This is a genomic window from Pseudomonas sp., assembly GCF_049300855.1.
Taxonomy (GTDB): domain Bacteria; phylum Pseudomonadota; class Gammaproteobacteria; order Pseudomonadales; family Pseudomonadaceae; genus Aquipseudomonas.
The window spans coordinates 510,572-534,661 of sequence record NZ_JBAQKH010000029.1; the positions used below are offsets into that span (position 1 = coordinate 510,572).

Below are 24,090 nucleotides of genomic sequence, written 5' to 3' on the forward strand. Positions count from 1 at the left end.
TCAATGGCCGTTGCCGATGGAGTCGTGCCCGCCGACATTCGTGCGGATCAATAGACCACCGAGCCTCGGCACGGACAGACAAAACAGCGCCACGACCAATTGCAGCCAACCGATCATGGCCAACGCTTGCGGCAACGCCGTGGCAGCCCCGGAAGTGATGGCGAGCACCACCAGCGGGCTGATGAACTCGCCAGCAAAAATCGCTGCGGTGAAGCACCCCGCCGCTCGCCCCCGCTGAGCAAAACCGACTTGCGCCATGATCCAGGTGATCAACGTCGGCAACATCAGGCCGATGCCCAGACCATTGACCAAGACCGCGAACACCACCTGCGCGTGGCTGCCGGCGGCGGCCATCAACAGCCCGCCGATACCGGCCAGACCATAGGCAATCAGCAACACATGCTGGCTGCGCACACCACTCAACAAACGAAAACTCAGGGCCCCGGCGAGCACACCGAGTTGATTGGCGCCCATGGTCATGCCGATCTGCTGCGGCGCATCCACGTGCAACAAATTGAGCAAGTAGCCGGCCTGCACCGGCACGATGAACAGGCTCAGTCCCGCGAGCAGCGACAACGCATACATGGGCGTGAGTGCCCGCCATGGAAATGCGCGCTGCGCTGACACCGGCAACGTTGCTGCCGGCTGCAGGCGGGGTTGCGGTTCCCAGAGTTTCCACGCCATCAGCGGCAGGAAAATCAGCCCGACTGCGTACAGCGCAAACGGTGTGCGCCAGTCGTCCTGGCCGAGGAAACCACCCAGCGCGATAAACACCGCAGCGGATAGCGACGTCGCGACCATCTGCAGCGCAAACAGGCGTTCACGGCGTGCGCCGCTGTAGTAGTCGCCCATCAGCGTCGTGCAGCAGGTCATGATCCCCGCCTCCGCCAGACCGATACCGGCGCGGCTGGCGACAATCGCCGGTAACGAGTCCAGCCACAGCGGCAGCACACCGCAAAGCACGTACAACGCCATGCTCGCCAACAACAGCGGTTTGCGTCCGAGCCGATCGGCGATGACCCCGGCAAACGGCGCCAGTACTGCAATCATCAATGCCGGCAAGGTCAGCACGATCGGCACCAGCACCGCGCTACCTGCGACCTCGGCAAAATGTGCCTGCATGCGCGGCAATACCGGTGCGAGCAATACCGCGCCGAGCACGGGCAAACAGCTGCCGAGCAGCAACAGCAACGATTGCGTCACACCCGCGTGACGGCCGCTGTTTTCAAATGAAGACTCAACGGCCATGACAGGTCTCCCGATGACGCGCTTGATGAACATCTACCGCCACGGCTCGCGACGGCAGGCTTAGATCGACTGCCTCCTCCGGCGTTTCTGCGTCGGTGTTCGTGCGCCGTGCAGGCAGCAGGAAGTACGCCAGCGCTGGCAACAGCAGCAGCGCGCCGACCATGTTCCAGACGAACATGAACGCCAGCAGCACGCCCATGTCAGCCTGGAATTTGATCGGCGAGAAAATCCACGTGGCCACGCCAATGGCGAGCGTGATGCCGGTGAGCATCACCACTTTGCCGGTGGACACCAATGCGCGGTAATAGGCTTCTGACAGGCTCGCGCCCTGGCGCAGATGGCCGAGCAGGATGCTCATTACATACAACGCATAGTCGACGCCAATGCCGACACCCAACGCGATCACCGGCAACGTCGCGACCTTCACGCCGATGTTCAGCCAGACCATCAACGCTTCGCAGAGGATCGAGGTGACCATCAGCGGAATCACCGCGCACAGCGTGGCGCGCCACGAGCGGAAGGTGATCAGGCACAGGACGATCACCGCCCCGTAAACCCAGAACAGCATTTCGCGATTGGCCTGCTTGACGACGATATTGGTCGCCGCTTCGATGCCGGCATTGCCCGCTGCCAGCAGGAACTGCACATCCTTGTCGTTATTGGCGGCGGCGAATTGCTCGACGTGCTCGACCAGCCGCGTCAGCGTCTCCGCCTTGTGGTCGGTGAGGTAGGCGTACAGCGTGAGCAGGCTGCAATCCTCGTTGTACAAGCCGCGCGGTGCACTGGCGGTGATCATGTTGAGCATCGCCTGATTGTTCTGCAGCTCGTACCACTTGGCGCTGCCTTCGCTGAGGCCAACCAGCATGCGCCGGTTGAGCAAGGCCAGCGAGTTGGTCGAATCCACCCCCGGCAGCGCACGCAGTTGCCAGTCCAGCGCATCGACCTTGGCAAGGATGTCGTAACGCGCACATTGCCCGGCCGGGGTCTTGACCATCACCGCGAATAAGTCACTGCTGGCGCCGTAATGCCGGGTCAGAAACGCATCGTCCTGGTTGTAGCGTGAGTCGGCACGCAGCTCCGGTGCACCGGCATCCAGATCACCGATCTTCAATTGCAGGCTGACCACAAAACCCAATGCCGCCAACGCCAGACTGATGACAATGCACAGGCTGGCCCAGCGACGTTGGGTAAACAGATCGAGAAAACGCCAGAAACCATGACGCCGCGCGCCGGCCTGATCGTTCTGCTCGCTCTTGAGGCTCAGTTGCGCCGCGCGCGGCGTTACGCCGACATAGGACAGCAACACCGGTAGCAGAATCAGGTTGGTGAAAATCAGCACCGCTACGCCGATGCTGGCGATCACGGCCAGATCCTGAATCACCTGGATCTTGATCAGCATCAGCACGGCAAAACCCACCGCATCACAGAGCAATGCCGTCAGCCCGGCCAGAAACAGCCGTCGAAAGGTGAAGCGTGCGGCCACCACCCGGTGCATGCCGCGACCGATGTCCTGCATGATTCCGTTCATCTTCTGCGCACCGTGGCTCATGCCGATGGCGAACACCAGAAACGGCACCAGCACCGAATACGGGTCCAGTTGATAGTCGAGCAACGGCAACAGACCCAGTTGCCAGACCACCGCCACCAGCGAACAGAACACCACCAGCACCGTGCTGCGCAGGCAGCGTGTGTACCAGAACAGCACGGCGGTGGTGATCAGGATCGCGACGGCGAAGAACAACAGGATCTGCTTGAGCCCGGCAATCAGGTCGCCGACCTTTTTCGCAAAACCGGTGATGTGAATGTCGATCCTTTCGTTCTGGTACTGGCTACGCAACGCCTCCAGTTGCTCCGACAGCACCGAGTAATTCAGCGCCTGGCCGTCGGCAGTCGTTGCCAGCAACGGTACGTAAATGATGCTCGAGGTTTGATCAAACGCTACCAGTTGGCCGAGTTCGTTGGAGCGCTGCACGTTGCGGCGCAAGGCCTCGAGACTCGCCGGGGTGCCAGCGTAAACGTCCGGAATCACCGGGCCGCCATCCAGTCCGTCTTCAGTCACTGCGACCCAGCGTGTTGCGGGCGTCCACAGCGACTTCATGTAGGCGCGATCAACGCCGGGCAGCAGGTAAAGCTTGTCGCTCAACGCCTGCAAGGTTTTCAGATAATCAGCGTCGTAGATATCGCCCTGGCGATTGGCGACGACAATGCGCAGAGAGTTGCCCAGACCGCTGAGCTGCTTTTGATGTTGCAGATAATTGGCGATGTAAGGTTGTTGCGTGGGAATCATCTTTTCGAAACTGGCGTTCAGCTCGACGCGCGTGGCCTGATAGCCCAAGAAAAGCGTGGTCACCAGGCACACCAGCAACACCCACAACCGGTGATTGAACAAAGTGCGTTCCACGACCGAGCCGGAGCGCGGATCGAAACTCGCCAGGCTGGCCGTGGCGTTGTCGAATGGTTTCATAACCTCACTCCGAAGCTGTAGCGGTGGGCGACGCCAGGCGCGTCAACCCGGTAAAACCGGCCAGCACCAGGCTGCCATCGGCGGCCTCGACGACGCTGGCAATCGGTTTGCCCAGCGGTTTGCCGAAAGGCTGCAGGGTGGGTGCGTCGCCCGTGGTGCGAAACATTGCGCCCGCCTGATTGACCAACAACAGCTGGCCGTCAGCGGTGCGAATCGCTTCACTGAAGGACACGGGCATCGGTACAGGCGCGGGCACGAAGCTGTTGCCGCCGTCGGTGGAAATGAACGCGTTGCCTTTCAATCCTGCCGCCAGCAGCGCGCCGTCATCGCGCAGTTGCAGGGCGAAGAAGCTGCCGCTGTACGGGCTGTCGAGCGCGACGAAGGATTGTCCGCCGTCCTCGGAACGCGCCACATAACCTTGCTCGCCGGCGAGAAACCAACGCTCGCCTTGTTGCGCGATGGCATACAGGTGCGCCCCCATCGGATTGTCGATATGGCCCATCAGCGACTGCCAGCTCACCCCGCCGTCCTCGGTGGTAAACGCGAGGCCGTAGGCGCCGACGATCAGGCCGTGACGCGCATCGGTGAACTTGAGGCTCAGAAACGGTTTGTCCGCGCCTTCGCTGACCATCCGTTCGGCGGTTTGCACACGTGCCGCCGCTGCATCCTGGTCAGTGGCTGTCGGCAATTGCTCGCGTGCGGCATCCAACTCCAGTTGCGCAGCGCGGTTGCCGTCCAGTTGCACAGCCCAGTTTGCACCGCCGTCATGGGAGACCAGCACCGCACCGGCATGGCCGACCGCCCAACCCGTATTGGCATCGACAAATTGCACCGCCGTAAGGCTGACGGACACCGGCACCTGCGCCTGCCGCCAATTGATACCGTTGTCATCGGAGAGCAAGACGATGCCGCGCTCGCCGACCGCCACCAACCGCGCGCCTGCCCGGGCCAGATCAAGCAAGACCGCTTGCCGGGCCTGCGGCGCGCGCATTGCCGGGGTGTGCAATACATCACCGACGGCAGCGGCCTGAGCCTGGCTCACGGGTAATACGCAAGGCAGCGCCAGCAGCGCCAACAACCGCCCGAGCACCTGACAGATTCTGTTCATACCGACCTCGAAACCACCTGTGAAACCGGATCGCCACAGCGTGTGGCGATCCGGCCCGATTCAACGGACCCCGGCACCCGCCATCGCCGCCGGCGAGAATTCAGACGCCTTGTAGCGATCGACCACGCCGTATTGCTCAGGCAAACCGGTGTAGACGTTCTGGATAAACCAGGCGCCGGAGGTCAGGTCGTAGAAACCCGAAGACAGCTGCGCCTGCGCTGGCAGATCCGGCAGCACGGCGGGCAGCGACCACAAGGTTTTGGCGAGTTGGCCGTTGGCGTCCCAGCGATCGCCGAGCATGGCTTGCCAGGTATCTTCGTCGAGGTAGTAGCGGCCCTTCGGCAATTGATGACGCTTGCCCGGCGAGAGTTCGGCGTCCACCACCCATACGCGATGCAATTCCCAGCGCACGTAATCAGGGTTCATGTGGTGAGCCAGAAACAGGTCTTCCGGTTTGCCGGCCGTGAGGACTTTGTTGGTGTTGTAGGGGATATACATTTCTTGCTTGCCGACCAGTTTCCAGTCGAAGCGATCGATGCGCCCCTGGAACACGCTCAACTCATCGAACGACATCACCCCGGCGGTGGCCGGCGTCGGCGTGTCGCAACAGGCATTCGGCAACTTGCGCACGCGGCGCTGGCCGGTCAGATAGACGTGAGCCTGGGACTTGTCGCCGTTGATATTGGTGCGGCCCATGATTTGCTCACCGGCACGCAGCGGCGGGCCGACGTTAAGCAGGCGGAACAGCCAGTAATCACCGGCGAAACTTTCCGGGGTGCCATCCTGGTAGTAATACGGCATGTCCTGGATCGCCTGGCCGTCGGTGGTCATCACCTGTTTGCCGTCTGCAGTCATCAGGTAATGACGAAAGTGCATGGCCAGTGACGTGCCGCGCCAGTTGAGGATGTGGTTCCACATGGCTTCGGCGCCGTTATGCGGAATCGGGAATGGAATACCGCCAAACGCTCCTTCGGGCACCGGGCCAGCGCTGCTCTCGACCAGTTTGGCGCGGGTGGCATTTTTCAGGGTGTTGTCATACACCCATTGCGGCGCGGCGGCCGAGCGACGGGTCGGATAGACGTCGATGCGATAGGTGTCGGGAAAACGCTTGAACATCTCCTGGGTGCCATCACTGAGCTTGGCGGCGTATTGCGCCAGGTTTTTCGAGGTGATGCTGAACAGCGGCTTGTCGGCCGCAAACGGATCACTGCGTTTGCCGCCCTCCTTGAAGGCTGGATCGACCTTGGTGTAGCCGCCATCCCAGGCCGGAATCGAGCCGTCGGCATTGCCGGCGCGCTCGGCACCGAACGGCGTCAGCGACTTGTTCAATTTCGCCGCTTCGTCAGCCGTGGCTGCTGCGGCACCCTGACTCAATACCGCCAGGCTTGCGAGCAACGCGAAGCACAAGGTTTTGAGTGTGAACGCGGCATTTTTGTTGTTATAGGTCATGCGCAAGTCCTCTTAAAACGTGGTCTTGACGGAGAAGGCGAGGTAATCCCGATCCTTCAGCGATTGCTGGAAATTGAATTGGCTGGTCGCGTTGAGGTTGGTGTTCTCGGGGCCGTAGTAATGCGTGTATGTCAGGCCGGCGGTCACACGGTCGAGGTAGGTCGCGGTAATACCGATATTCATGTCACCGCCGTTATCCGCGCCGAACGAACTGACAACCGCCGACTTGCCCAGCGGGAAATAGCTCAGGCCAACCGGAATGCTGATATCCACGCCGGGGAAAAACTGCCGATAAGTCGGGGTGTAAACCATCTTGAAGCCGAGACCGTCATCGGTGGCGTTGGGGTCTAGTGCGGCACGGTTTTTCGTGACGCTGAGCAGACGGTTCCAGGCGACCTCACCGACGAATCCGGACTCCCTGGCAATGAAGTTCGGCCCGAACGAAGCGATCACGTTGAGGTTGATGTGCGCGGTGCGCCCGACGGCATAAAGCGCATCGTCATCGTTGTCGGCAGCAACCCCCGGTAGCACCGTGACGCCGTTGGACACCAGCGGCATGTTCCAGCGCATCGAGGCTTCACCGGCAAAGCTGTAGGCATCGACCGTGGTGGAAAAACTGGCGCCCAGCGCGCGGATGTCTTCCGGGTAAACCCAGTAGTAATCGCCGATTTGGCCCGTGCTGAAGTTGGGTGCGCCAGTGGAAGGCCGGAGGTACAGCTTGGGGGTTTTGTCGTGGTACTGAATGGCATAGAGACCGTACTCCACGGTCTCGGCGTTGTATTTCAGTTGCAGGCCACCCTGCCCCGAATCTCTGGCATCTTTGTCTTTGCCATGGAAAAACGCCGCCGGACTGCTGGCGTTGCCACCCAGAAACGCCGGAAATGGCGCGCCGACAATCAGGCGTTCATTGCCTTCACCGATGGTGTCGCTGGTAGAGAAGTAACTGCCTGCGCCGGGCAAGCGCGTTTCTTCCCATTCCAGTTGGTAAAACGCACCGAGCGATACGTCATCGGTCAGTTGGAAGGTGCCAGACAGTTGATTGACCGGACGGGTGATTTCCTTGAACTGCGTGTTAGGCACCGATTGCGCCTTGACCACATCAACCGGGGCCATGCCCCCGGCAATACCGTTGGCGCCGAAGAACAGGCTTTCGCCCCAGATCAGACCATGACGGCCGGCGCGCACTGACGTTGCACGGTCGGCCAGTTCGCCGTTCCAGTAGACGAACGCGTCGAGGATTTCGCCGTCACCACCGTGCAAATGACGGGTGTCATCGGTGAACTCGTCGTAGTCGACCGAACGTGCGTTGGCGCGGGACGGATCGTTATTGTCGTTGTTGCCCTGGTACTCACTGTCGTACCACGCTGCGCCGCTCAAGCGTGCGCCGAAGTCCTTAAATGACAGATCGAGCTCCGAGAGGATATCGGTGCGATTGGAGATCAGGCCTTTTTTGAACGCACGATCGCCGTCGTCCTGATTGAGCGCCACCTGCCCCTCGGTCAACTTGCTGCTCGGATTCTGCGTGCGCCAGGCAGCGCTGTACTTGATCGTGTTGTCCCAGCGCAGCTTGAAATCCGGGTTGCCGGTATCGATGTCGAAAGCGTGAGCGGCCTGGCTGCACAGCACCAGTAGCGCAGCGACGCTCAAACCAAAGGGTGCAGACGAGCAGACCGGGCGACGCGCGAGCGCCGCAGTCGTAGAACTAACCATCGCGTTAACCTCTTGTTTTTATAGTGGTAACTGCTGTGGATGAGTCGCAGGTGCGGCTTAGATCGGCTCGGCAGTACGCGCGAGCATTTGCTTGACCAGGCCAATGCGATCGAAGTCGCGGTCGTGCTGCATCTCCTTGTCACCGGCCAGCACCGAGCTCTCGCTGATGTATTTGCAACGCTCGAAGCGCCGCGCCATAAAGCGCTGCAACTGCTGCTCGACGCCGGTGGAGGCGGACTGCTCGTGAGTGAGTTCTTCGCTGAGCACAATCGCGTCTTCGATGGCCATGCCGGCGCCTTGACCCAGGTGCGGCGTGGTGGCGTGGGCCGCATCGCCGATCAGCAGGACGCGTCCGCGATGCCACGGTTCATCGACGAACACCACTTCCATCGGCTTGTAGACGACCTGACTGTTGTCGGTGATTTGCTCGCGCAGTTCGCCGATCAGACCGGTAAAGCCTTGCAGGCGCTGGCGCATCTGCGCCGCCAGATCGGCAGGATCCATCCACGGATTGGACGGTTCGTGGGACGTCAGAAACAGGTACATCAAGTCGCCAGCCAGCGGCACCAGCCCGGCGTTGCCGTCAGCGCTCTGATAGTTGGCCAGATGATCGATCTGTGGCGCGCGAGGAAAGTTGTAGCGCCACACCGACTGACCAGTGAAACGCGGGATGTAGGCATCGCCGAAGACCAGGCTGCGCACTGTCGAGAACAGTCCGTCGGCACCGACCACCAGGTCGTAGTGGCCGCGATTGCCGTCGGTAAACAACACGTCGACCTCTGTGCCGTTGTCGTCCAGCGCTTCCACACTCAGGCCCAAACGCACATTGGCACCGAGTTGCAAGGCGGTTTCGCTGAGGACTTTATGCAGCGCCAGGCGGGAAATGCCGACGTTGGCGGGATACTGCGGGCCGGCCAGTCGCTGTCCCGGAATGCGCGCCAGTTGTTGCCCACCCGGGCCGTAGATGGCGACGTCTTCGAAGGCATAAGCGGCATCGAGATAACCGTCGAGAACGCCCAGCTTGGCCATTTCACGGACGACGTTGCTCTGCTGAATAATCCCGACGCCATAGACTGTCCATTCGGACTTGAGCTCGATCAGGTCGACCTCGATACCTTTACGCCGCAAGGCGATGGCCGCACACAAGCCGCCGATACCACCGCCCACGATCAGAACGTTGTTCACTGCACTCATGGTGTTCTCTCTTTTTATTCTTGTGATCGATGCTGCGTCGGGCACGGCATCGTTGGATGAAGCTTCCCGGCAAAGCAGGGATTTGACTAATCGCGAGTAAGGATGCGATGTATCGCCGTACGCGATACCTCGATTTATCCCGGCTGCGGCAACTCTTCAGGCATTTGCACCAGCAGCCAGCCATCCTTCTCGCAACTCGGCAGCGCCTCCAGTGTCTGGCCCAGGCACGGCCCGTAAATGCACTCGCCGGTCGCCGGCAGAAATTGCGCACCGTGGGCGTAACAGACGATCAACTGGCCATCGGCGGACAGGAACTTGTCTTTGCGATACTCCAGGCGCACGTCCAGATGCGGACAACGGTTGCGATAGACCCGCACCTGATCGCCGTGACGCAGGGCAAACACGCTGTCGCGGCCCTGCGCCAACGGATCGAATCCGCGCGCCCGGCCCTCCTCCAGTTCGTCCAGCCGACACAGTGGCTGCGCAATAGCGCTCATGATCAGCGCCGCCCTCAACCTAGTTTTGGCGGCGGGCCACCGGGGGCCCATTTTTCTTTGGCACTGAACAGGAACAACTGCGAGTTATCCGCCGACAGCGGCGCGCGACGGGCCTCCCAGGCGTCATCGTGCTTGTCCATGTCAGCGTCATATTCGATGTGGCAGCCCAGCGGACTGTTGAAATACCAGAACCAGTTGGAGCCAAACAGGTGACGGCCCGGCCCCCAGAAACTGGTCCAGCCCTTTTGCTCGAAACGCGTGCCGGCCAGCAGCACTTCGGTGCCACTGCCCATGTGAAAGGTGAAGTGTTCGCAGCCCTTCATGTGTGGCGGGGTCTGGATCATGAACAGGCAATGGTGATCGTCAGAGCCGGCCGGGCGCATGAACGGCCCGGCGCCAATGAAGGTGTCGGTGGTGCGAAAACCCAGGCGCTCGGCGTAGAAAGCTTCTGCTTTTGCCGCATCAGGGACGAAATACACCACGTGCGACAGAGTGCGCGGGACAGCGCCCATGTCGAGGGTAATGCCCGGCTGGTTGAGTGGCCGCTGTGGCGCATGGCCGGCGGCGTTGGTCAGGTCATCCGGTGCGCTATAAGGCTTGCGTATAGTGACCTGAAAAGCGATGGCGAAACCCATGTCGTCAACGCTGTGCAGCACGCCGTGTTGATCACGCCGGACAATGCGATCACGGGCCAACTCATCTTCGATGGCGTCCAGATCGCTGATCGCAGCGACCCCGTAGACCGTCTCGCGAATCGACGGCGCCGGGCCGATCGCTGCCGGCAAATCAGGATCGTCGGCTCGACGGATAATCACCGCGGTGCCGTCCAGCGCTTCGAAACGCCCGCCTTCGCGGTCTACGCCGACCGGCGCAAGGCCGTAGTCGCTTAGGCAAGCGGTGCAGGCTTGTATGTCATCGACGCCAAAAATCAGGGCATCAAGGCCAATGATGTTCATGGCTTACCACTCCATTGAAATTATGATCCGGTGACGGTCGCCCTGGACGCCTTGCAGCGCGCCGGGCCTGACTGGAAACCGGTGGTGGTGTCGGCTGCAGGGCCGACTGCGGCGAAGATTGGCGTACGGACTGAGCGCTGACTAATCGCGAGTCGGGATGCGACCTATCGGCAAACGCGATACCTGCGACGAAGGTTGACGTGTCGATGGATTCGTTCGAATGTATTGCGAAAATAAATACAAGAACGGACCTGCCCATGCGTTTCAACCATCTGGATCTGAATCTGCTGGTCGCACTCGATGTATTGCTCGAAGAGCAGAACATCACACGCGCGGCTGAACGCCTGCACATGACCCAATCCGCCACCAGCGGCGTGCTCGCGCGGTTGCGCGCCTACTTTGAGGATGAGTTGCTGGTCCAGGTGGGACGCAAGATGCAGCCCACACCCTATGCCACGGAACTGGCCAGACCGGTGCGTGAAGTCTTGCTGACGATCCAGTCCTCAATCACCGCCAAACCGGTGTTCGACCCGGCCACCAGCAAGCGCCATTTTCGCTTGGTGACCTCGGACTATCTGATCAGCGTGCTGTTCGCCCAGGTGATCCAGAACATTCATCAGCAAGCGCCCAACATCACTTTCGAAATGCTTGGCCCCAGCGACAATTCCGGCGAACTGCTGGTGCGTGGCGAGGTCGATCTGATGATCGTGCCCGAGCGCTACATCATTGACGGCCACCCTTCGCGCCTGCTGTTCGAAGAAGAACATGTGTGCGTGGTCTGGCAAGGCAATACGCAAGTCGGCGACACCCTGACCCTTGAGCAGTACATGGAGATGGGCCATGTCTCGGTGGGTTTCGGCCGTACCCGACACATGAGTATCGAAGAATGGTTCATGAATCAGTACGGCTTCAATCGGCGTATTGAAGTGATCACCAGCGACTTCAATACCTTGCCGCAACTGATTGTCGGCACGCAGCGCATCGCCACGATGCACCAGCGCCTGGCGAACCTCTATGCGCACTATCTGCCGCTGCGCATCCTGCCGCCGCCGGTGAAAATTCCGCTCATGCGCGAGTACATGTTGTGGCACCGCAGCGTTGATGGCGACCCGATGCATCGCTGGCTGCGCGAACGCATCAGCGAATCCATCCAGCATCTGCAACACGTGCCCATCGTATCTCGCGATACCTCGTATCCGCCGTCACGATTGGCCAATTAGTCGGGTGATCCTTAACGTGCCTTGGGAATGCCAAGGCAACCATAAGGACAACAATAATCATGTTCCGCTATTTCCCGACCAACTACGTGTGGAATCTCTCTGTCGACCTGGCCATTGAAATGGGCGCCCGCATGGGTGAAATCGAAGCAATGTGTGCCCCGCTGCAAGAGGCCGCGAAGCAGCCAGACGCGGCCGGCACCCGCGCCTTTCGCGAAACCTGGGCGAAAATGGCTGACAAGCTCTGCGGTCTGGCCGAAGAAGACGAAGGCAATGGCCGGATGCTCTCGGCTGGCGAAAAATACAACCGCGCCGCCACCTATTATCTGACCTGCGAGCGCCTGCAAGCCCATGGCGCGCCGGGTCGTACCGAGCTTTATCAACGCTTCCTGCAAACCTTCAAGCGCGGCATCGAACTGTCGCGTGAAAACTGTGAACGGGTGGAAATCCCCTACGAGGGCAAACATCTTTCCGGCTTGCTGGTGCGCGCCGAAGGCGTCGAGGGTCCGGCGCCGATACTGGTGCAGGTCAACGGTCTGGACTCGACCAAAGAAATGAAATACCGCGTGGGTCTGCCAGCCTGGCTGGCGAAACGCGGCATCTCTTCGCTGATCATCGACCAGCCTGGAACGGGCGAAGCACTGCGCCTGCACGGCCTGACCGCACGATTCGACAGTGAACACTGGGCCAGTCGCGTGGTTGACTGGCTGGAAACCCGAAGCGACGTTGATGCCAAACGTATCGGTCTGGAAGGCGTCTCGTTGGGCGGTTATTACTGCCCGCGTGCGGTTGCCTTCGAACCACGCTTCGCCTGCGGCGTGGTATGGGGTGCCAACCACGACTGGCGTGATGTGCAAAAGCGTCGACTGGAAAAGGAAGGCAGCTTCCCGGTGCCGCACTACTGGGCTCACGTCTGCTGGGTGTGGGGCGCCAAGGACGTCGAAGCGTTCATGACCATCGCCGAAAACGTCCACCTCGATGGCGTGCTCGACCGGATCAAGGTGCCCTTCCTCGTGACCCATGGCGAGCAGGATTCGCAGATTCCGTTGAAGTGGGCGCATCGCACCTACGAACAACTGGTGAACAGTCCAAAATGCGAACTGAAAATCTTCACCGAACGTGAAGGCGGCGTGCAGCATTCGAGCTTCGACAACAGCATCAATGCCGGGCATTACATTGCCGACTGGATTGCTGAAACCTTGGGTGGTCGCACTGCCTGATCACTGAAAAGCGCGCACAAAAAAAACGCCGGACAATCTCACGATTGTCCGGCGTTTTCGTTGGTGGATTCAGCCGCACGCAGCTATTGATGCGATCAATGCGCAGCCATCGATGCAATCTGCTGGTGGCCCCCTCGCCGGCTCTTTAGCCTCATGTGCAGAACAATCACACAGTGAAGACGCCATGACTGCCCTGCACCTGAAATGCCAGACCCTGTTCGACGGCACCGGACTGCAAACTCGCCAAAAACAGACATTGGTCGTCGAAAACGGCTTGCTCAGTTACGTCGGGCCCACCGCGTTGGCACCCACTCCCCAGCCAGGCGATACGCAGGTGGATGCAGGGGATAATTTCGTCATGCCGGGGCTGGTGGATGTACACACGCATCTGGCCTTCGGCAACGCGCAAAGCGAAGAAGACATAGATTTATGGACCAGTGACGAATTTCGCGCGTTGCGCGGGATGTTCTTCGCGCAACACGTGCTGGCTGCTGGCGTCACCAGCATGGTCTGCCCCGGCGACAGCGGCCAGCTCAGCATCGCCGTACGCAATGCCGTCACCGCTGGTTTATTTGAAGGTCCGAGGATCGCAGCCAGCAGCCGCGTCATCACCAATCGCCAGAGTCTGAACGACTGGTTCCCGAGTCGAGTCGGCGCTCCGGAATACTTCACAGCGCAGTTGGTCACCAGCCGCAGCGATGCGCTCGCAGAAATTCGCAAGCAGGCCAAGGACGGCGTCGACCTGATCAAGATCGCCATGGACGGCACGCACCGTCGTCCCAATGGCGAAATCATTGCGGCCTTTACCGCTGACGAAACCTTCGAAATGGTTGAGGAAGCGCATCGTCTGGGCTGCAAGGTCGCCACGCATGCCTACGGGCGCGAAGCCGTGATGTACGCGGCGCGCGCCGGCGTTGATCTGGTTTTCCATGCCTTTTACATGGATGACGCGTGCATCGAAGCACTGCTTGAGGCCGGCAGCATCCTGGCCCCGACCATGACCTTCCCGCAGAACACCGTGGATTTCTGTCAGCCCCATGATCCGGCCATCAGCACCGGGTATGCCGGTTATTGCGCACGCACACTGGAGGTCGGTTCGGCGGTACTCAAACGCGCCAAAGCGGCCGGCGTACCCTTTGCCTGCGGCAGTGACAGCGGGTTTGCGGTAACGCCCTACGGCGAATGGCACGCCCGAGAACTCGAGTTGCTGGTGACCCGCCTCGGCTTTACACCAGCCGAAGCTTTATACGCCGCGACCGCTGTCGGCGCGCGCTGCATGCCGCGCGGTGAAGCACTCGGCTCGCTGCAGGTGGGCAAACAGGCAGACTTCCTCGTGCTCGACGGTTCACCGCTGGATGACATCCGCATCCTCCAGGATCGTTCGCGCCTCAAAGCGGTGTACAAGGCCGGCCAACCGGTACGGATGGATCGCAGCCCCTACAACCCCAAGCAAGTCTCCGATTTCAATTCGCTGAAATGGACGGATCTTTACACCCGCGACCGTGTGGCCCAACTGGGCAAGTGGGCCGTATGAGGACTGCGATCATGCAACGACTCGACTTGCTGACCGCCACAAACATGGCCAGCGATGCCATTCGCATCGCTCGGGAAACCGGGATAAAACCGCTGGGTGTCGCCGTACTGGATGCCGCCGCCCATCCCTTGGCGGTTTTGCGCGACGAAGACGCCACCTTTTTGCGCCCGCAAATCGCCATCGGCAAGGCACGCGGTTGCCTGGGCATGGGTTTTGGTGGACGTGAACTGGCGCGACGCGCGCAGGCCATGCCGGCGTTTTTCGATGCGCTCAACAGCTTGACCGGCGGCGAGGTGATTCCGGTGGCGGGCGGCGTGCTGATTCGAAATGCCGAGGGCATGATTCTCGGGGCCATCGGCATCAGTGGCGATACCTCGGACAACGACGAGCGCTGCGCATTGTTGGCCATCGCCAACGCCGGATTAATCGCCGACAGCGGCGATCAACCTGAGGGCTGATCGAGTAATGCGGCCTGTTCCATGAGCAGGCCGCGAAACCATTGCATGGCCGGGTCATGTTCTTGATAGGGATGCCATTGCAAGACTTGCACGGCCTCGGGAAAAGCAATCGGTGCCGGGTGAATGCGCAACGGATAACGCTGGGCGAAGCGCTGCGCCTGGCGTTGAAACACCGTGGCAATGCGCGCGGTGCCGACAATGAACTGCGGCATCAGCACAAAGCTTTCAACGCTCAGCGCCGCTTGCCGCTCAATGCCGAGTTCGTGCAAGTGCACGGCATCCATCGCCAGGTTGTGCCCGTCGGCAAACTCGCGCACCACATGCGCGGCGGCGCAATAGTCGGCCAGGCTCAGTTGCTCGGCAAACTGTGGCTGCCGGGCGCAGACGATGCAACAGAGCTGGTCAGTCATGAGCGGCACATGCGGATAGGCCGGATTCAACCGTCGTTGCGGCACGATCACACAATCACTGCGCCGATAATCGAGTGCTTCACTGACGACATCACCGTCGCGCGGCACGGGCATGTCACGCAGGCTCAAGCGAATACCCGGCGCCATCCGCGCCAATGCACGACTCACCGAAGCCAGCAGCACGTCGGCGACGTAATCGGAGGCGACCAGGGTGATGTGTCGATTGCAGTGTGCCGGGTCAAAACTCCGTGGAGCGTCGACAATCTCCCGGGTCAGTGCCAACGCTGCGCGCACTTTGGGCAGCAACGCCTGCCCCAACGCGGTGGGTTCCAAGCGTCGTCCCACCTGCACCAGTAACGGATCGTTGAAATGTTCACGCAAGCGGCCCAGTGCCGAACTGGCAGCTGACTGTCCCAGGCACAGACGCTCGGCCGCTCTGCTGACGCTGCATTCGCCCAGCAAAGCGTCGAGTGCAACCAATAGATTCAGGTCGAGGCGCCTATATCGCATGTCGGTTCCGCTGATGGGCGTGGGTCAGGTGTTTGCCCGGAATGGCGGGCATGGTCCACACCCAATGACCTTAACCAGCGGCTTACCGATGTACCAATCGCATGTATCGCTGGCAGGTATCGTCAACAACGATACCAGGTACCAGCGCGGGGTGACTCAGGTTGGGAACTCACTGAACCCTGGCTCAGCGGCGCAGCAGCCGATCGACCAACAGCAGGACGGCCGCGCCAATGGCGATTGCGGCGACGGGCTTTTCTTTGACGAACGTCGAGACGCTGTCGAGGGTATCGCCGTAGGTTTTGGTCAGTTGGCCAGCCGCCTGACGACCCGCACCTTCAGCTTCCATTGCCGAGTCACCCAGGAGTCTGCCGACTGCGCTCTGCGCCTTGCCGGCCAGCTTTTCTGCTACACCTTCTACTTGTTCGCTCTTCATGATTCATCAACCCTGCGTGTATGAGTGGGAAACGCCGACAGCCCTACCCGAGTGGCTATCAGCACGACATTAGGGGCGCGCGCCGGATAATTAGTTCAAAGATGATGAGTCGCAGGTGCTGGCTCCGGCGGTTTTCCCTTTGCGAATAGAACCCCTCCCAGTGAGCGGGGTCTGCTCTTGCATCACTCTGGGGAATCGATCCAATGTCCGCGCAACGCAGCCTTGTCATACTCGCTCGGGGAGGTTACGCCGCTCGTGGTGTGCTTTATCTGATCATCGGTCTCTTTGCATTGCTGGCAGCCCTTGATTCGACCAAACCCAAGGACAGCCACCGAAGCCTTGAGGCGTTGTTGGCTCAGCCATTTGGCTATTTTTTAGTGGGGCTGGTGGTGGCGGGTCTGCTCGCGTTTGCCGCCTGGCGTTTCCTGCAAGCGACCCGCGATGTCGACCATCACGGCAAAAGCCTCAAAGGTTTGGTGATTCGCGCCGGTCTGTTTGCCGGCGGCCTGGTCAACGGTGCTCTGGCATTTTTTGCATTGGGCCTGCTGGTCAGCGGCATTAAAAGCTCGGGCAATTCCGGCGGGCAAACCAAAGACTGGCTCGCACATTTTTTGTCCTGGGATTACTCGAATTTATGGGTGTACCTGATCGCGCTCATTCCGCTGGGTGTTGGAATCGCTCACATCATCAAAGGCTGGAAAGCCTCATTCGAGCAATATTTTGAGGCTGATGAAGACGTCATGCAGTACGTCCGCCCGGTGTCGCGGTTCGGTCTGATCGCCCGTGGCGTCGTGTTTATCGAAATTGCCGTGCTGCTGGCCGTCAGCGGTTCCGCGTATAAAGCCATGGACCCACCGGGTATGAAGGAAGCCCTCGACGCCCTGCAGAATCTGCCAGCGGGATGGCTGTTGTTGATGATGATGGCCGCGGGGCTGATTGCGTTCTCGGTTTACAGTTTTTCTGAAGCGTTCTGGCGCAAGATCAATATGGACGTGCCTGGCGTCTCGAGGCACTAGAGCGCTGCGCCTTTCTCTCGAAGCTGGTCCAGCCCGGCGAGAGTGTGACTGCCCACGCTCGGTGAGCAGTGCATGGAGTCAGAAATCCACCGTGGCCGACAGCAGATAAGTCCGCGGCGTCGACAACGTCAATCCCGGCTCACTGTCATCCGAGGCCCCTGCCGAACTCCAATAACGCTTATCCAGCACGTTCTCGATATTGCCGCGCAAGGTGATGGTCTTGTCATCAACCTTGAAGGCATAACGCGTGCCCACATCGAAGCGCTCCCACGAGTCGATTTCCTTCTCGTTGGACTGATCCAGATACTGCGAACTCGAGTAGATACCCCGCGTTGTCAGCGTCAAGCCCTGCACAGTCGGCACGTCCCACTCGGCGCCCAGATTGACGTTGTATTTCGGCGTCGCCGGCGCACGATTGCCGTCAAACGTGCCATTGGTGGTCTGGGTCAGTTCGCTGTCGATGTACATCACGCCGCCGAGCAGGCGCAAGCCTTTGAGCGGTTCACCGAACACGCTCAGCTCCACGCCGTTGTTCTCGCGCTTGCCATTAGGGCCAAAGACCCGCGTGGTGGCGTTGGTTTCATAGGCTGGCTGCTTGATGCGGAACACTGCAGCGGTCAACGCGTAGGCGACGGCGTCGTATTTGGCGCCGACTTCAACTTGTCGGCTGATGAACGGCGGGAAGATTTCGTCCTCGTTGATGGAAGTCGACGGCGCGATTTTGCCTTGGCTCAAGCCTTCCATGTAGTTGGCGTACAGCGACAGTTTGTCGGTCGCCTTGAACAGAATGCCGCCCGATGGCGAAACCTTTTCTTCGTCATAGGCCGTGTCACCTTTGATGTCATCGCTCCAATCATCAACTTTCACCCGCTGCCAGCGCGCACCGAGGGTCAGCAACAGTCGATCATCGAAAAAGCCCAGGGTGTCGGACAGCGCCAAACCGCTGAAGCGGTTTTCGGTGTAGACCTTGGCGTCATTGCGCGTGGGTGTGCCTGGCTTTGCGGTCTCCACCGGCTCGTACAGATTGCTGCGCCCTGTGGCATAACGCGCACCGCCATTCTCGAAGTCCATATAGAAATAGCTGGCAGCCAGATTGACTTCATGGCTGACCGGACCGGTATGGAACCAGTTACGCACGCCAGCTGTAGCGGTCCGCACGTTCTCGTCGCGGGTGAAGTCGCGCGGTTGCACACTGAAATCGCCGGCATCGTTAGTCACCGAAACGGCGTGCCGCAGGAAGTCGTGATTACTTTTGCGCACGCCAACGCCGCCATACAACATGACCGAATCGCTGACATCAAACTCAGCGTTGACCGTGCCAAACGTGTCTTTGGTCCGCGCCTGACTCCACGGTTGCGCATAGTTGTCGCGCACATCGTTGGCGTTCGGCACCTTGGCATTCGCCGCCACCTGCACGCGTTCTTGCGGGGCGTCGGTATCGCGTTCGGTGTGACCGACATCGGTCGAAAGCCGTAGGCGCTCACCGCGAAAATCCAGGCCCAGCACGGCCATGTCGCGATCGACACTCTGGTGATCCCACTCGGTGTCACCCGATTGTTTAACGCCGTTGAAGCGCAGACCGAACTGGTTGTCCTCACCGAATCTGCGGCCGACATCGACAGCGCCACCCAACTGATTGTTGGACGCGTAATTGGCGGTCAGCGAGGTGATCGGCCGGTCGCTGGCGTGCTTGGGCACGACGTTGATGCCCCCGCCCACACTGCCCCGCGGCGAAATCCCGTTAATGAGTTGGCTCGGGCCTTTGAGGATGTCGACGCAATCGGCCATTTCCATGTCGATCGTGTAAGTCGGCAGAACCCCATAGAGGCCGTTATAGGCCACATCGCTGTTAAACAGACTGAACCCACGGATGGTGAACTGCTCGTAACGACCACCGGCCGGGTTGGTCGCGCGTACCGACGGGTCGCTGGCGATCAGATCGCCCAAGGTGCGCGCCTGTTGGTTTTTCACCGTTTCACTGGTGTAGGTGGTCATGCTGAACGGGGTTTCCATGAAGTCTTTCGACCCCAGCAAACCCTGCGAGCCACGCCGCGCGACTTGGCCACCGGCAAATACATCGGCGCCAGTCGAATCGCTCGCGCCGAGGATCGAAGTCGGCGCCAGTTGCAGGCTGCTGCCCTCCGGCGCAGGAATCAGAGTGAAAGCGTGATCGCCCACCGGTTGCAGTTGCAAGCCAGAGCCCAGCAACAACCGGGTAAACCCCTCCTCCACGCCAAACTCGCCGGACAAACCATTACTGCTGCGCCCGCTGACCAACGCCGGGTCGACCGACAGATTGACCCCGGCCAACCCGGCAAACCGCGTCAACGCCACACTCAGACTACCGCCCGGCACCTGATAACTGCGCCGGGCGTCTTCGGCCCAGCTCGACTGAATCAACACCGGGCTGGCACTCAGGCTTAGCACAAGGCTCAACTGCAACAACGGACGCAAACGACTTGGGAATACTGCGGGCATTGGAAGAAGCTCTCGATTTTGTTCACTTGCCTGGAATGACCAGCGAGGCGAAAAAAAGGGACAGGCTTCAGACGATATTTTTTCGCGGCGTCAGCGTTACCCAGAAACGCGTGCGCGAATGCACCTCCAACGGCAGGCTCGCCGCCAGAAGGGCCAGCACTTTATCGGTGTCGTCGAGGCGGAAACTGCCGGTGACACGCAGACTTTCAAGTGTCGGCTCCCAGCGCAGGAGCCCCGAGCGATAACGGCTCAACTCGCGCAGGAAATCCCCCAACGGCTGGTTCTGCGCCATCAGCACACCGTCACGCCAACCCGGCATCAACGTATCGAAAGCGCTAACCGATCCTGCGCCAAACGCTTGCAGGCTGACCTGCTGCCCTTGACTCAACACCAGCGCTGGCCCGTGTAACGGCTGCAACTGCACCGTACCGCTGACTACCGAAACAGTGCAGTCACGCGCATTGAGGCGCACGCACACTTCGCTGCGACTGACGATGATCCGCCCGTACGGCGCGTTGACCGTCAACGCCGTGCTCCCCGGAACGTTGAGCGCCATTTCGCCGCGCACCAACGTCAACTGATGGCTGCTCAGATCGACGTTCACCGCACTGGCGGTGTTCAGTTGCAAGGTGCTGCCGTCAGCCAACCGTGTTCGCGTGTGCTCGCCGGTGGAAGTCTGCAAATCCGCGCGCCACAGGTCGAGCGGCAACTGGCGACTGATCAACCACGCCGCAGGCACCAAAGCCGCCAGCCCCAGCGCCCTTTTCAATGCCGCACGCCGTGCCAGATCCGGACGATCAAGGGTGGCCATGGCCAATTCTGCTGGCAGACTGGCAAAGCGCGAGCGCAGCAATTGAATCTTCTGCCAAGCGTTTTCATGGCGGCTATCGCTGTCGCGCCAGTGCTTCAGTCGCACGTGATCGGCTTCACTGGCCTTGCCGGATTCCAGCAATGCCAACCACTGTGCGGCGGCACGGGCGACGTCACGCGCTTCGGTGCCGGGCCCGACACGCATCATAGATCCAGCATTAAGCAATGCTCGTAAGCCTGCGCCATATAACGTTTTATGGTGCGCTCAGAGACCTGCAAACGTACGGCGATTTCACGGTAACCGAGGCCTTCGAGCTGACTCAAGAGAAATGCCCGACGCACCGCGCGCGGCAAACCATCGAGCAGTTCATCCAGCGCTTGCAGGGTTTCCAGCAACACCCAACGTTGCTCGGGCGACGGCACGCATTGTTCGGGCAACTGAGCGAGGGCTTCAAGGTAGGCTTTTTCCAGACTGCGGCGGGTGTAGAAGTTGCTCAGCAGGCGTTTGCCCACGGTCAGCAGATACGCACGCGGCTCGCGCATGTCGGCAATCGGCTGCGCGCTGCACAGCACACGCAAGAAGGTGTCCTGACTGAGGTCAGCCGCATCCCACGCGTTGCCCATCCGCCGGCGCAGCCAGGTTTCCAGCCAGCCGCGATGATCGCGATACAGGTCGTGCAGGTGCTGCGGCGAGGGCGTCGCTGCTTCAGTCATCTCAAGAGTCCCGGCGCGAAGTAAGAATTCAAATGAGACTGATTCTATTTAACTCGCTCGCCGACACAAAGCCTTTTTATCTGCTAGGCGTTTTATGAGCGTTTCAGCGTCTCACTCGGAAACTCCTTGAACAACGCCCGATAACTGCTTGAAAACCTTCCCAAATGCCAGAACGACCAGTGCATCGCCACCTCGGCCACCGTAGTTTCCGTCGGCCGGCGCTTGAGCAATTCGCGGTGTGCACTGTTCAAGCGACGCAGGCGCAGCCAATGGCTCGGGGTCATCCCGGTGTAGGCCTTGAACGCCTGCTGCAATTGCCGCAACGGCACCCCCGCGACGTGTGCCAACTCGAGTAGATTGACGGTGTCTTCCGGCGAATCCGCCGCCCACTCGCCTACCCGTTTCATGATCATCCGTTCTTCGCTACGCCGCTGTAATCCGCCGCGATCAAGGCTGGTATGAGCGTTGTCGAGAATGAACAGGCAGTCTTCCAGCAATTGCTGAGTCAGCGCATCTTTATCAAACGGATCAATAGCTTGCGACAACTTCGTGAGAGTTGAGCTTAACCATTTACTGAACAGGGCATTCTGTCCGCAGTTGAGCTGAGTCATGAACAACCCTTCAAGCTTCGCCACATTCAGACCGTGCTGACGGACGAATTGCGGGCCGAACACCACGGCGATTTCCTGGTAGTTCTCCGGGGTGATCCAGATGTTGCGGCTCTCTTCGTTGAGCAAATAAAGCGCGTTGTCGCTGCGATCAAAACAGAACGCCAAAGCACCCGACGGCGCGCTGAAATTTTGCTCGACCCGGGTGTTCATCTGCTCTTCGTAGACCTCGACGCCTTGCAGATCCAGATAGCGGATCTGCCCGGCGAAATGCCCCGGCGACATCTGCTGGTAATGCTGAACCCAGCCCGGTGTAACACGGACTTGTTCGGCAACATCGGCGGTGTTGAACGCTTGGACGTGTAGCGGATTGCACGTTGTCATGGGGTGACCTTGCGCACTCTTTTGGTGCGCTTTGGTGCTGCTTAAAGTGGATAGATGGAACTGCAAGGCTCGCCCAAGATAGTCGTCAACGCGCCACAGGGGAAGGGGCGGAAGATGAAACCCGCCCTCCCCGGCGTCTATAAAACCAATAACGAGGTCTTTATGAATGCCCCTTTCGATCAGCTGTTCACGTGGCTGAAAGATCACAAGATTACCGAAGTCGAATGTGTGGTCAGCGACTTGACCGGCATCGCCCGCGGCAAGATCGCACCGACCAACAAGTTCCTGCATGAGCGCGGCATGCGCCTGCCGGAAAGTGTGCTGCTGCAAACGGTAACCGGGGATTTTGTCGACGACGACATCTACTACGACCTGCTCGATCCTGCCGACATCGACATGGTCTGCAAGCCAGTGGCTGACGCGGTCTACGTGATTCCATGGGCGATCGAACCGACCGCCATCGTCATCCACGACACCTTCGACAAGTTCGGCAACCCGATCGAACTGTCGCCGCGCAACGTACTGAAGAAAGTCTTGCAGCTTTACACCGACAAAGGCTGGAAGCCGATCGTGGCGCCGGAAATGGAGTTCTACCTGACCCAGCGCTGCGAAGACCCGGACTTGCCGCTTAAAGCACCACTGGGCCGTTCGGGCCGGGCGGAAAGTGGCCGGCAGTCGTTCTCCATTGATGCCGCCAACGAATTCGATCCGCTGTTCGAAGACGTCTACGACTGGTGCGAACTGCAAGGCCTGGACCTCGACACGCTGATCCACGAAGACGGCCCGGCGCAGATGGAGATCAACTTCCGTCATGGCGACGCACTGGATCTGGCCGACCAGATCACCGTGTTCAAACGCACCATGCGTGAGGCCGCTCTCAAGCACAACGTCGCCGCGACCTTCATGGCCAAGCCGATCGGCGATGAGCCGGGCAGCGCCATGCACATTCACCAGAGCGTGGTCGAGATCGCCACCGGCAAACCGATCTTCGCCAACGCTGACGGGCAGATGAGCGAACTGTTCCTGCATTACATCGGCGGTTTGCAGAAATACATCCCGAAAGTGCTGCCGATGTTCGCGCCCAACGTCAACTCGTTCCGCCGCTTCCTGCCGGACACCTCGGCGCCGGTCAACGTCGAATGGGGCGAAGAGAACCGCACCGTCGGCCTGCGCGTGCCGACTTCCAGCCCAGAAGCCATGCGCGTGGAAAACCGCTTGCCGGGTGCTGATGCCAACCCGTACCTGGCGATTGCTGCGAGCCTGCTCTGCGGTTACATCGGCATGGTCGAAGGCATCGAGCCGAGTGCCGGGGTGCAGGGCCGCGCGTACGAGCGCCGCAACCTGCGCCTGCCGATCACCATCGAAGAAGCGCTGACGCAAATGGAAGAGTGCGAAACCGTTGCGCAATACCTTGGCGACAAGTTCGTCCGGGGTTACGTGGCGGTGAAACGTGCCGAGCATGAAAACTTCAAACGCGTGATCAGCTCGTGGGAGCGTGAGTTCCTGATGCTCAGCGTTTAGCCGAACCTAAAAGATCCCCTATGTCGATCGTTCCCACGCTCTGCGTGGGAATGCAGCCCGGGACGCTCCGCGTCCCATCCAAAGCCGAACGCGGAGCGTCCGTTGAGGCATTCCCACGCAGAGCGTGGGAACGATCATTCTAAGAAGAGGT

20 protein-coding genes are annotated in these 24,090 nt (G+C 60.2%); 6 read left to right on the forward strand and 14 right to left on the reverse strand.

Annotated features, from left to right (window positions below):
• The 8 genes from WA225_RS17295 to WA225_RS17330 form a co-directional block, all read right to left on the reverse strand.
• Complete coding sequence (locus WA225_RS17295; protein WP_422608859.1) at positions 1 to 1,248, reverse strand: MFS transporter; 1,248 nt, start codon at positions 1,246 to 1,248, stop codon at positions 1 to 3.
• Positions 1,238 to 3,712 (reverse strand): efflux RND transporter permease subunit, encoded by a 2,475-nt coding sequence (locus WA225_RS17300; protein ID WP_422608860.1) that lies wholly within the window; start codon positions 3,710 to 3,712, stop codon positions 1,238 to 1,240. The genes WA225_RS17295 and WA225_RS17300 overlap by 11 nt, the downstream gene beginning before the upstream one ends.
• 4 nt (positions 3,713 to 3,716) lie before the next feature.
• Positions 3,717 to 4,820, reverse strand: coding sequence for a WD40/YVTN/BNR-like repeat-containing protein (locus tag WA225_RS17305; protein ID WP_422608861.1), 1,104 nt, complete (start codon positions 4,818 to 4,820; stop codon positions 3,717 to 3,719).
• Between the two features lie 60 nt (positions 4,821 to 4,880).
• Positions 4,881 to 6,269, reverse strand: a complete 1,389-nt coding sequence (locus tag WA225_RS17310) for a DUF1329 domain-containing protein (RefSeq protein ID WP_422608862.1) — start codon at positions 6,267 to 6,269, stop codon at positions 4,881 to 4,883.
• A 12-nt stretch (positions 6,270 to 6,281) separates the two neighbouring features.
• Positions 6,282 to 7,979, reverse strand: a complete 1,698-nt coding sequence (locus tag WA225_RS17315; protein WP_422608863.1) for a DUF1302 domain-containing protein — start codon at positions 7,977 to 7,979, stop codon at positions 6,282 to 6,284.
• 57 nt (positions 7,980 to 8,036) lie between these two features.
• Positions 8,037 to 9,173 carry an FAD-dependent oxidoreductase gene (locus WA225_RS17320; protein WP_422608864.1) on the reverse strand — a complete coding sequence of 379 codons (1,137 nt, stop codon included), beginning with the start codon at positions 9,171 to 9,173 and terminating at the stop codon, positions 8,037 to 8,039.
• Positions 9,174 to 9,307: 134 nt separating this feature from the next.
• Complete coding sequence (locus WA225_RS17325; protein WP_422608865.1) at positions 9,308 to 9,670, reverse strand: Rieske (2Fe-2S) protein; 363 nt, start codon at positions 9,668 to 9,670, stop codon at positions 9,308 to 9,310.
• A gap of 14 nt (positions 9,671 to 9,684) precedes the next feature.
• Positions 9,685 to 10,626 carry a VOC family protein gene (locus tag WA225_RS17330; RefSeq protein WP_422608866.1) on the reverse strand — a complete coding sequence of 314 codons (942 nt, stop codon included), beginning with the start codon at positions 10,624 to 10,626 and terminating at the stop codon, positions 9,685 to 9,687.
• A 257-nt stretch (positions 10,627 to 10,883) separates the two neighbouring features.
• Here WA225_RS17330 and WA225_RS17335 point away from each other — a divergent pair, with 257 nt between their 5' ends.
• From WA225_RS17335 to WA225_RS17350, 4 genes are all read left to right on the forward strand, one after another.
• Positions 10,884 to 11,846, forward strand: a complete 963-nt coding sequence (locus WA225_RS17335) for a LysR family transcriptional regulator (protein WP_422608867.1) — start codon at positions 10,884 to 10,886, stop codon at positions 11,844 to 11,846.
• Between the two features lie 59 nt (positions 11,847 to 11,905).
• A complete protein-coding gene (locus tag WA225_RS17340; protein ID WP_422608868.1) occupies positions 11,906 to 13,063 on the forward strand; it encodes an alpha/beta hydrolase family protein in 1,158 nt (385 codons plus the stop codon).
• 184 nt (positions 13,064 to 13,247) lie between these two features.
• Positions 13,248 to 14,597, forward strand: coding sequence for an amidohydrolase family protein (locus tag WA225_RS17345; protein ID WP_422608869.1), 1,350 nt, complete (start codon positions 13,248 to 13,250; stop codon positions 14,595 to 14,597).
• 11 nt (positions 14,598 to 14,608) lie between these two features.
• On the forward strand, positions 14,609 to 15,055 hold the full coding sequence (locus WA225_RS17350; protein WP_422608870.1) for a GlcG/HbpS family heme-binding protein: 447 nt from the start codon (positions 14,609 to 14,611) through the stop codon (positions 15,053 to 15,055).
• On the opposite strand, the gene WA225_RS17355 is transcribed toward WA225_RS17350, so the two are convergent.
• Together WA225_RS17355 and WA225_RS17360 are read right to left on the reverse strand one after the other, a co-directional pair.
• Positions 15,040 to 15,975 (reverse strand): LysR family transcriptional regulator, encoded by a 936-nt coding sequence (locus WA225_RS17355; protein ID WP_422608871.1) that lies wholly within the window; start codon positions 15,973 to 15,975, stop codon positions 15,040 to 15,042. The two genes, WA225_RS17350 and WA225_RS17355, sit on opposite strands and share 16 nt — an antisense overlap.
• A gap of 184 nt (positions 15,976 to 16,159) precedes the next feature.
• The gene (locus tag WA225_RS17360; RefSeq protein ID WP_422608872.1) at positions 16,160 to 16,408 is read right to left on the reverse strand and encodes a CsbD family protein; all 249 of its coding nucleotides are present in this window, start codon (positions 16,406 to 16,408) and stop codon (positions 16,160 to 16,162) included.
• Between the two features lie 203 nt (positions 16,409 to 16,611).
• On the opposite strand from WA225_RS17360, the gene WA225_RS17365 reads away from it, so the two are divergent.
• Positions 16,612 to 17,424: a DUF1206 domain-containing protein gene (locus WA225_RS17365; protein WP_422608873.1), complete on the forward strand. Its 813-nt coding sequence runs from the start codon at positions 16,612 to 16,614 to the stop codon at positions 17,422 to 17,424.
• A 78-nt stretch (positions 17,425 to 17,502) separates the two neighbouring features.
• On the opposite strand, the gene WA225_RS17370 is transcribed toward WA225_RS17365, so the two are convergent.
• From WA225_RS17370 to WA225_RS17385, 4 genes are all read right to left on the reverse strand, one after another.
• Entirely contained in the window at positions 17,503 to 19,902 is a 2,400-nt protein-coding gene (locus WA225_RS17370; protein WP_422608874.1) for a TonB-dependent receptor, read from the reverse strand.
• A gap of 67 nt (positions 19,903 to 19,969) precedes the next feature.
• Positions 19,970 to 20,917: a FecR domain-containing protein gene (locus WA225_RS17375; protein ID WP_422608875.1), complete on the reverse strand. Its 948-nt coding sequence runs from the start codon at positions 20,915 to 20,917 to the stop codon at positions 19,970 to 19,972.
• The gene (locus WA225_RS17380; RefSeq protein WP_422608876.1) at positions 20,917 to 21,426 is read right to left on the reverse strand and encodes a sigma-70 family RNA polymerase sigma factor; all 510 of its coding nucleotides are present in this window, start codon (positions 21,424 to 21,426) and stop codon (positions 20,917 to 20,919) included. The genes WA225_RS17375 and WA225_RS17380 overlap by 1 nt, the downstream gene beginning before the upstream one ends.
• A gap of 92 nt (positions 21,427 to 21,518) precedes the next feature.
• Positions 21,519 to 22,418, reverse strand: a complete 900-nt coding sequence (locus tag WA225_RS17385) for a helix-turn-helix domain-containing protein (RefSeq protein ID WP_422608877.1) — start codon at positions 22,416 to 22,418, stop codon at positions 21,519 to 21,521.
• A gap of 162 nt (positions 22,419 to 22,580) precedes the next feature.
• On the opposite strand from WA225_RS17385, the gene WA225_RS17390 reads away from it, so the two are divergent.
• A complete protein-coding gene (locus WA225_RS17390) occupies positions 22,581 to 23,939 on the forward strand; it encodes a glutamine synthetase family protein (RefSeq protein WP_331691068.1) in 1,359 nt (452 codons plus the stop codon).
• Positions 23,940 to 24,090: the final 151 nt, after the last annotated feature.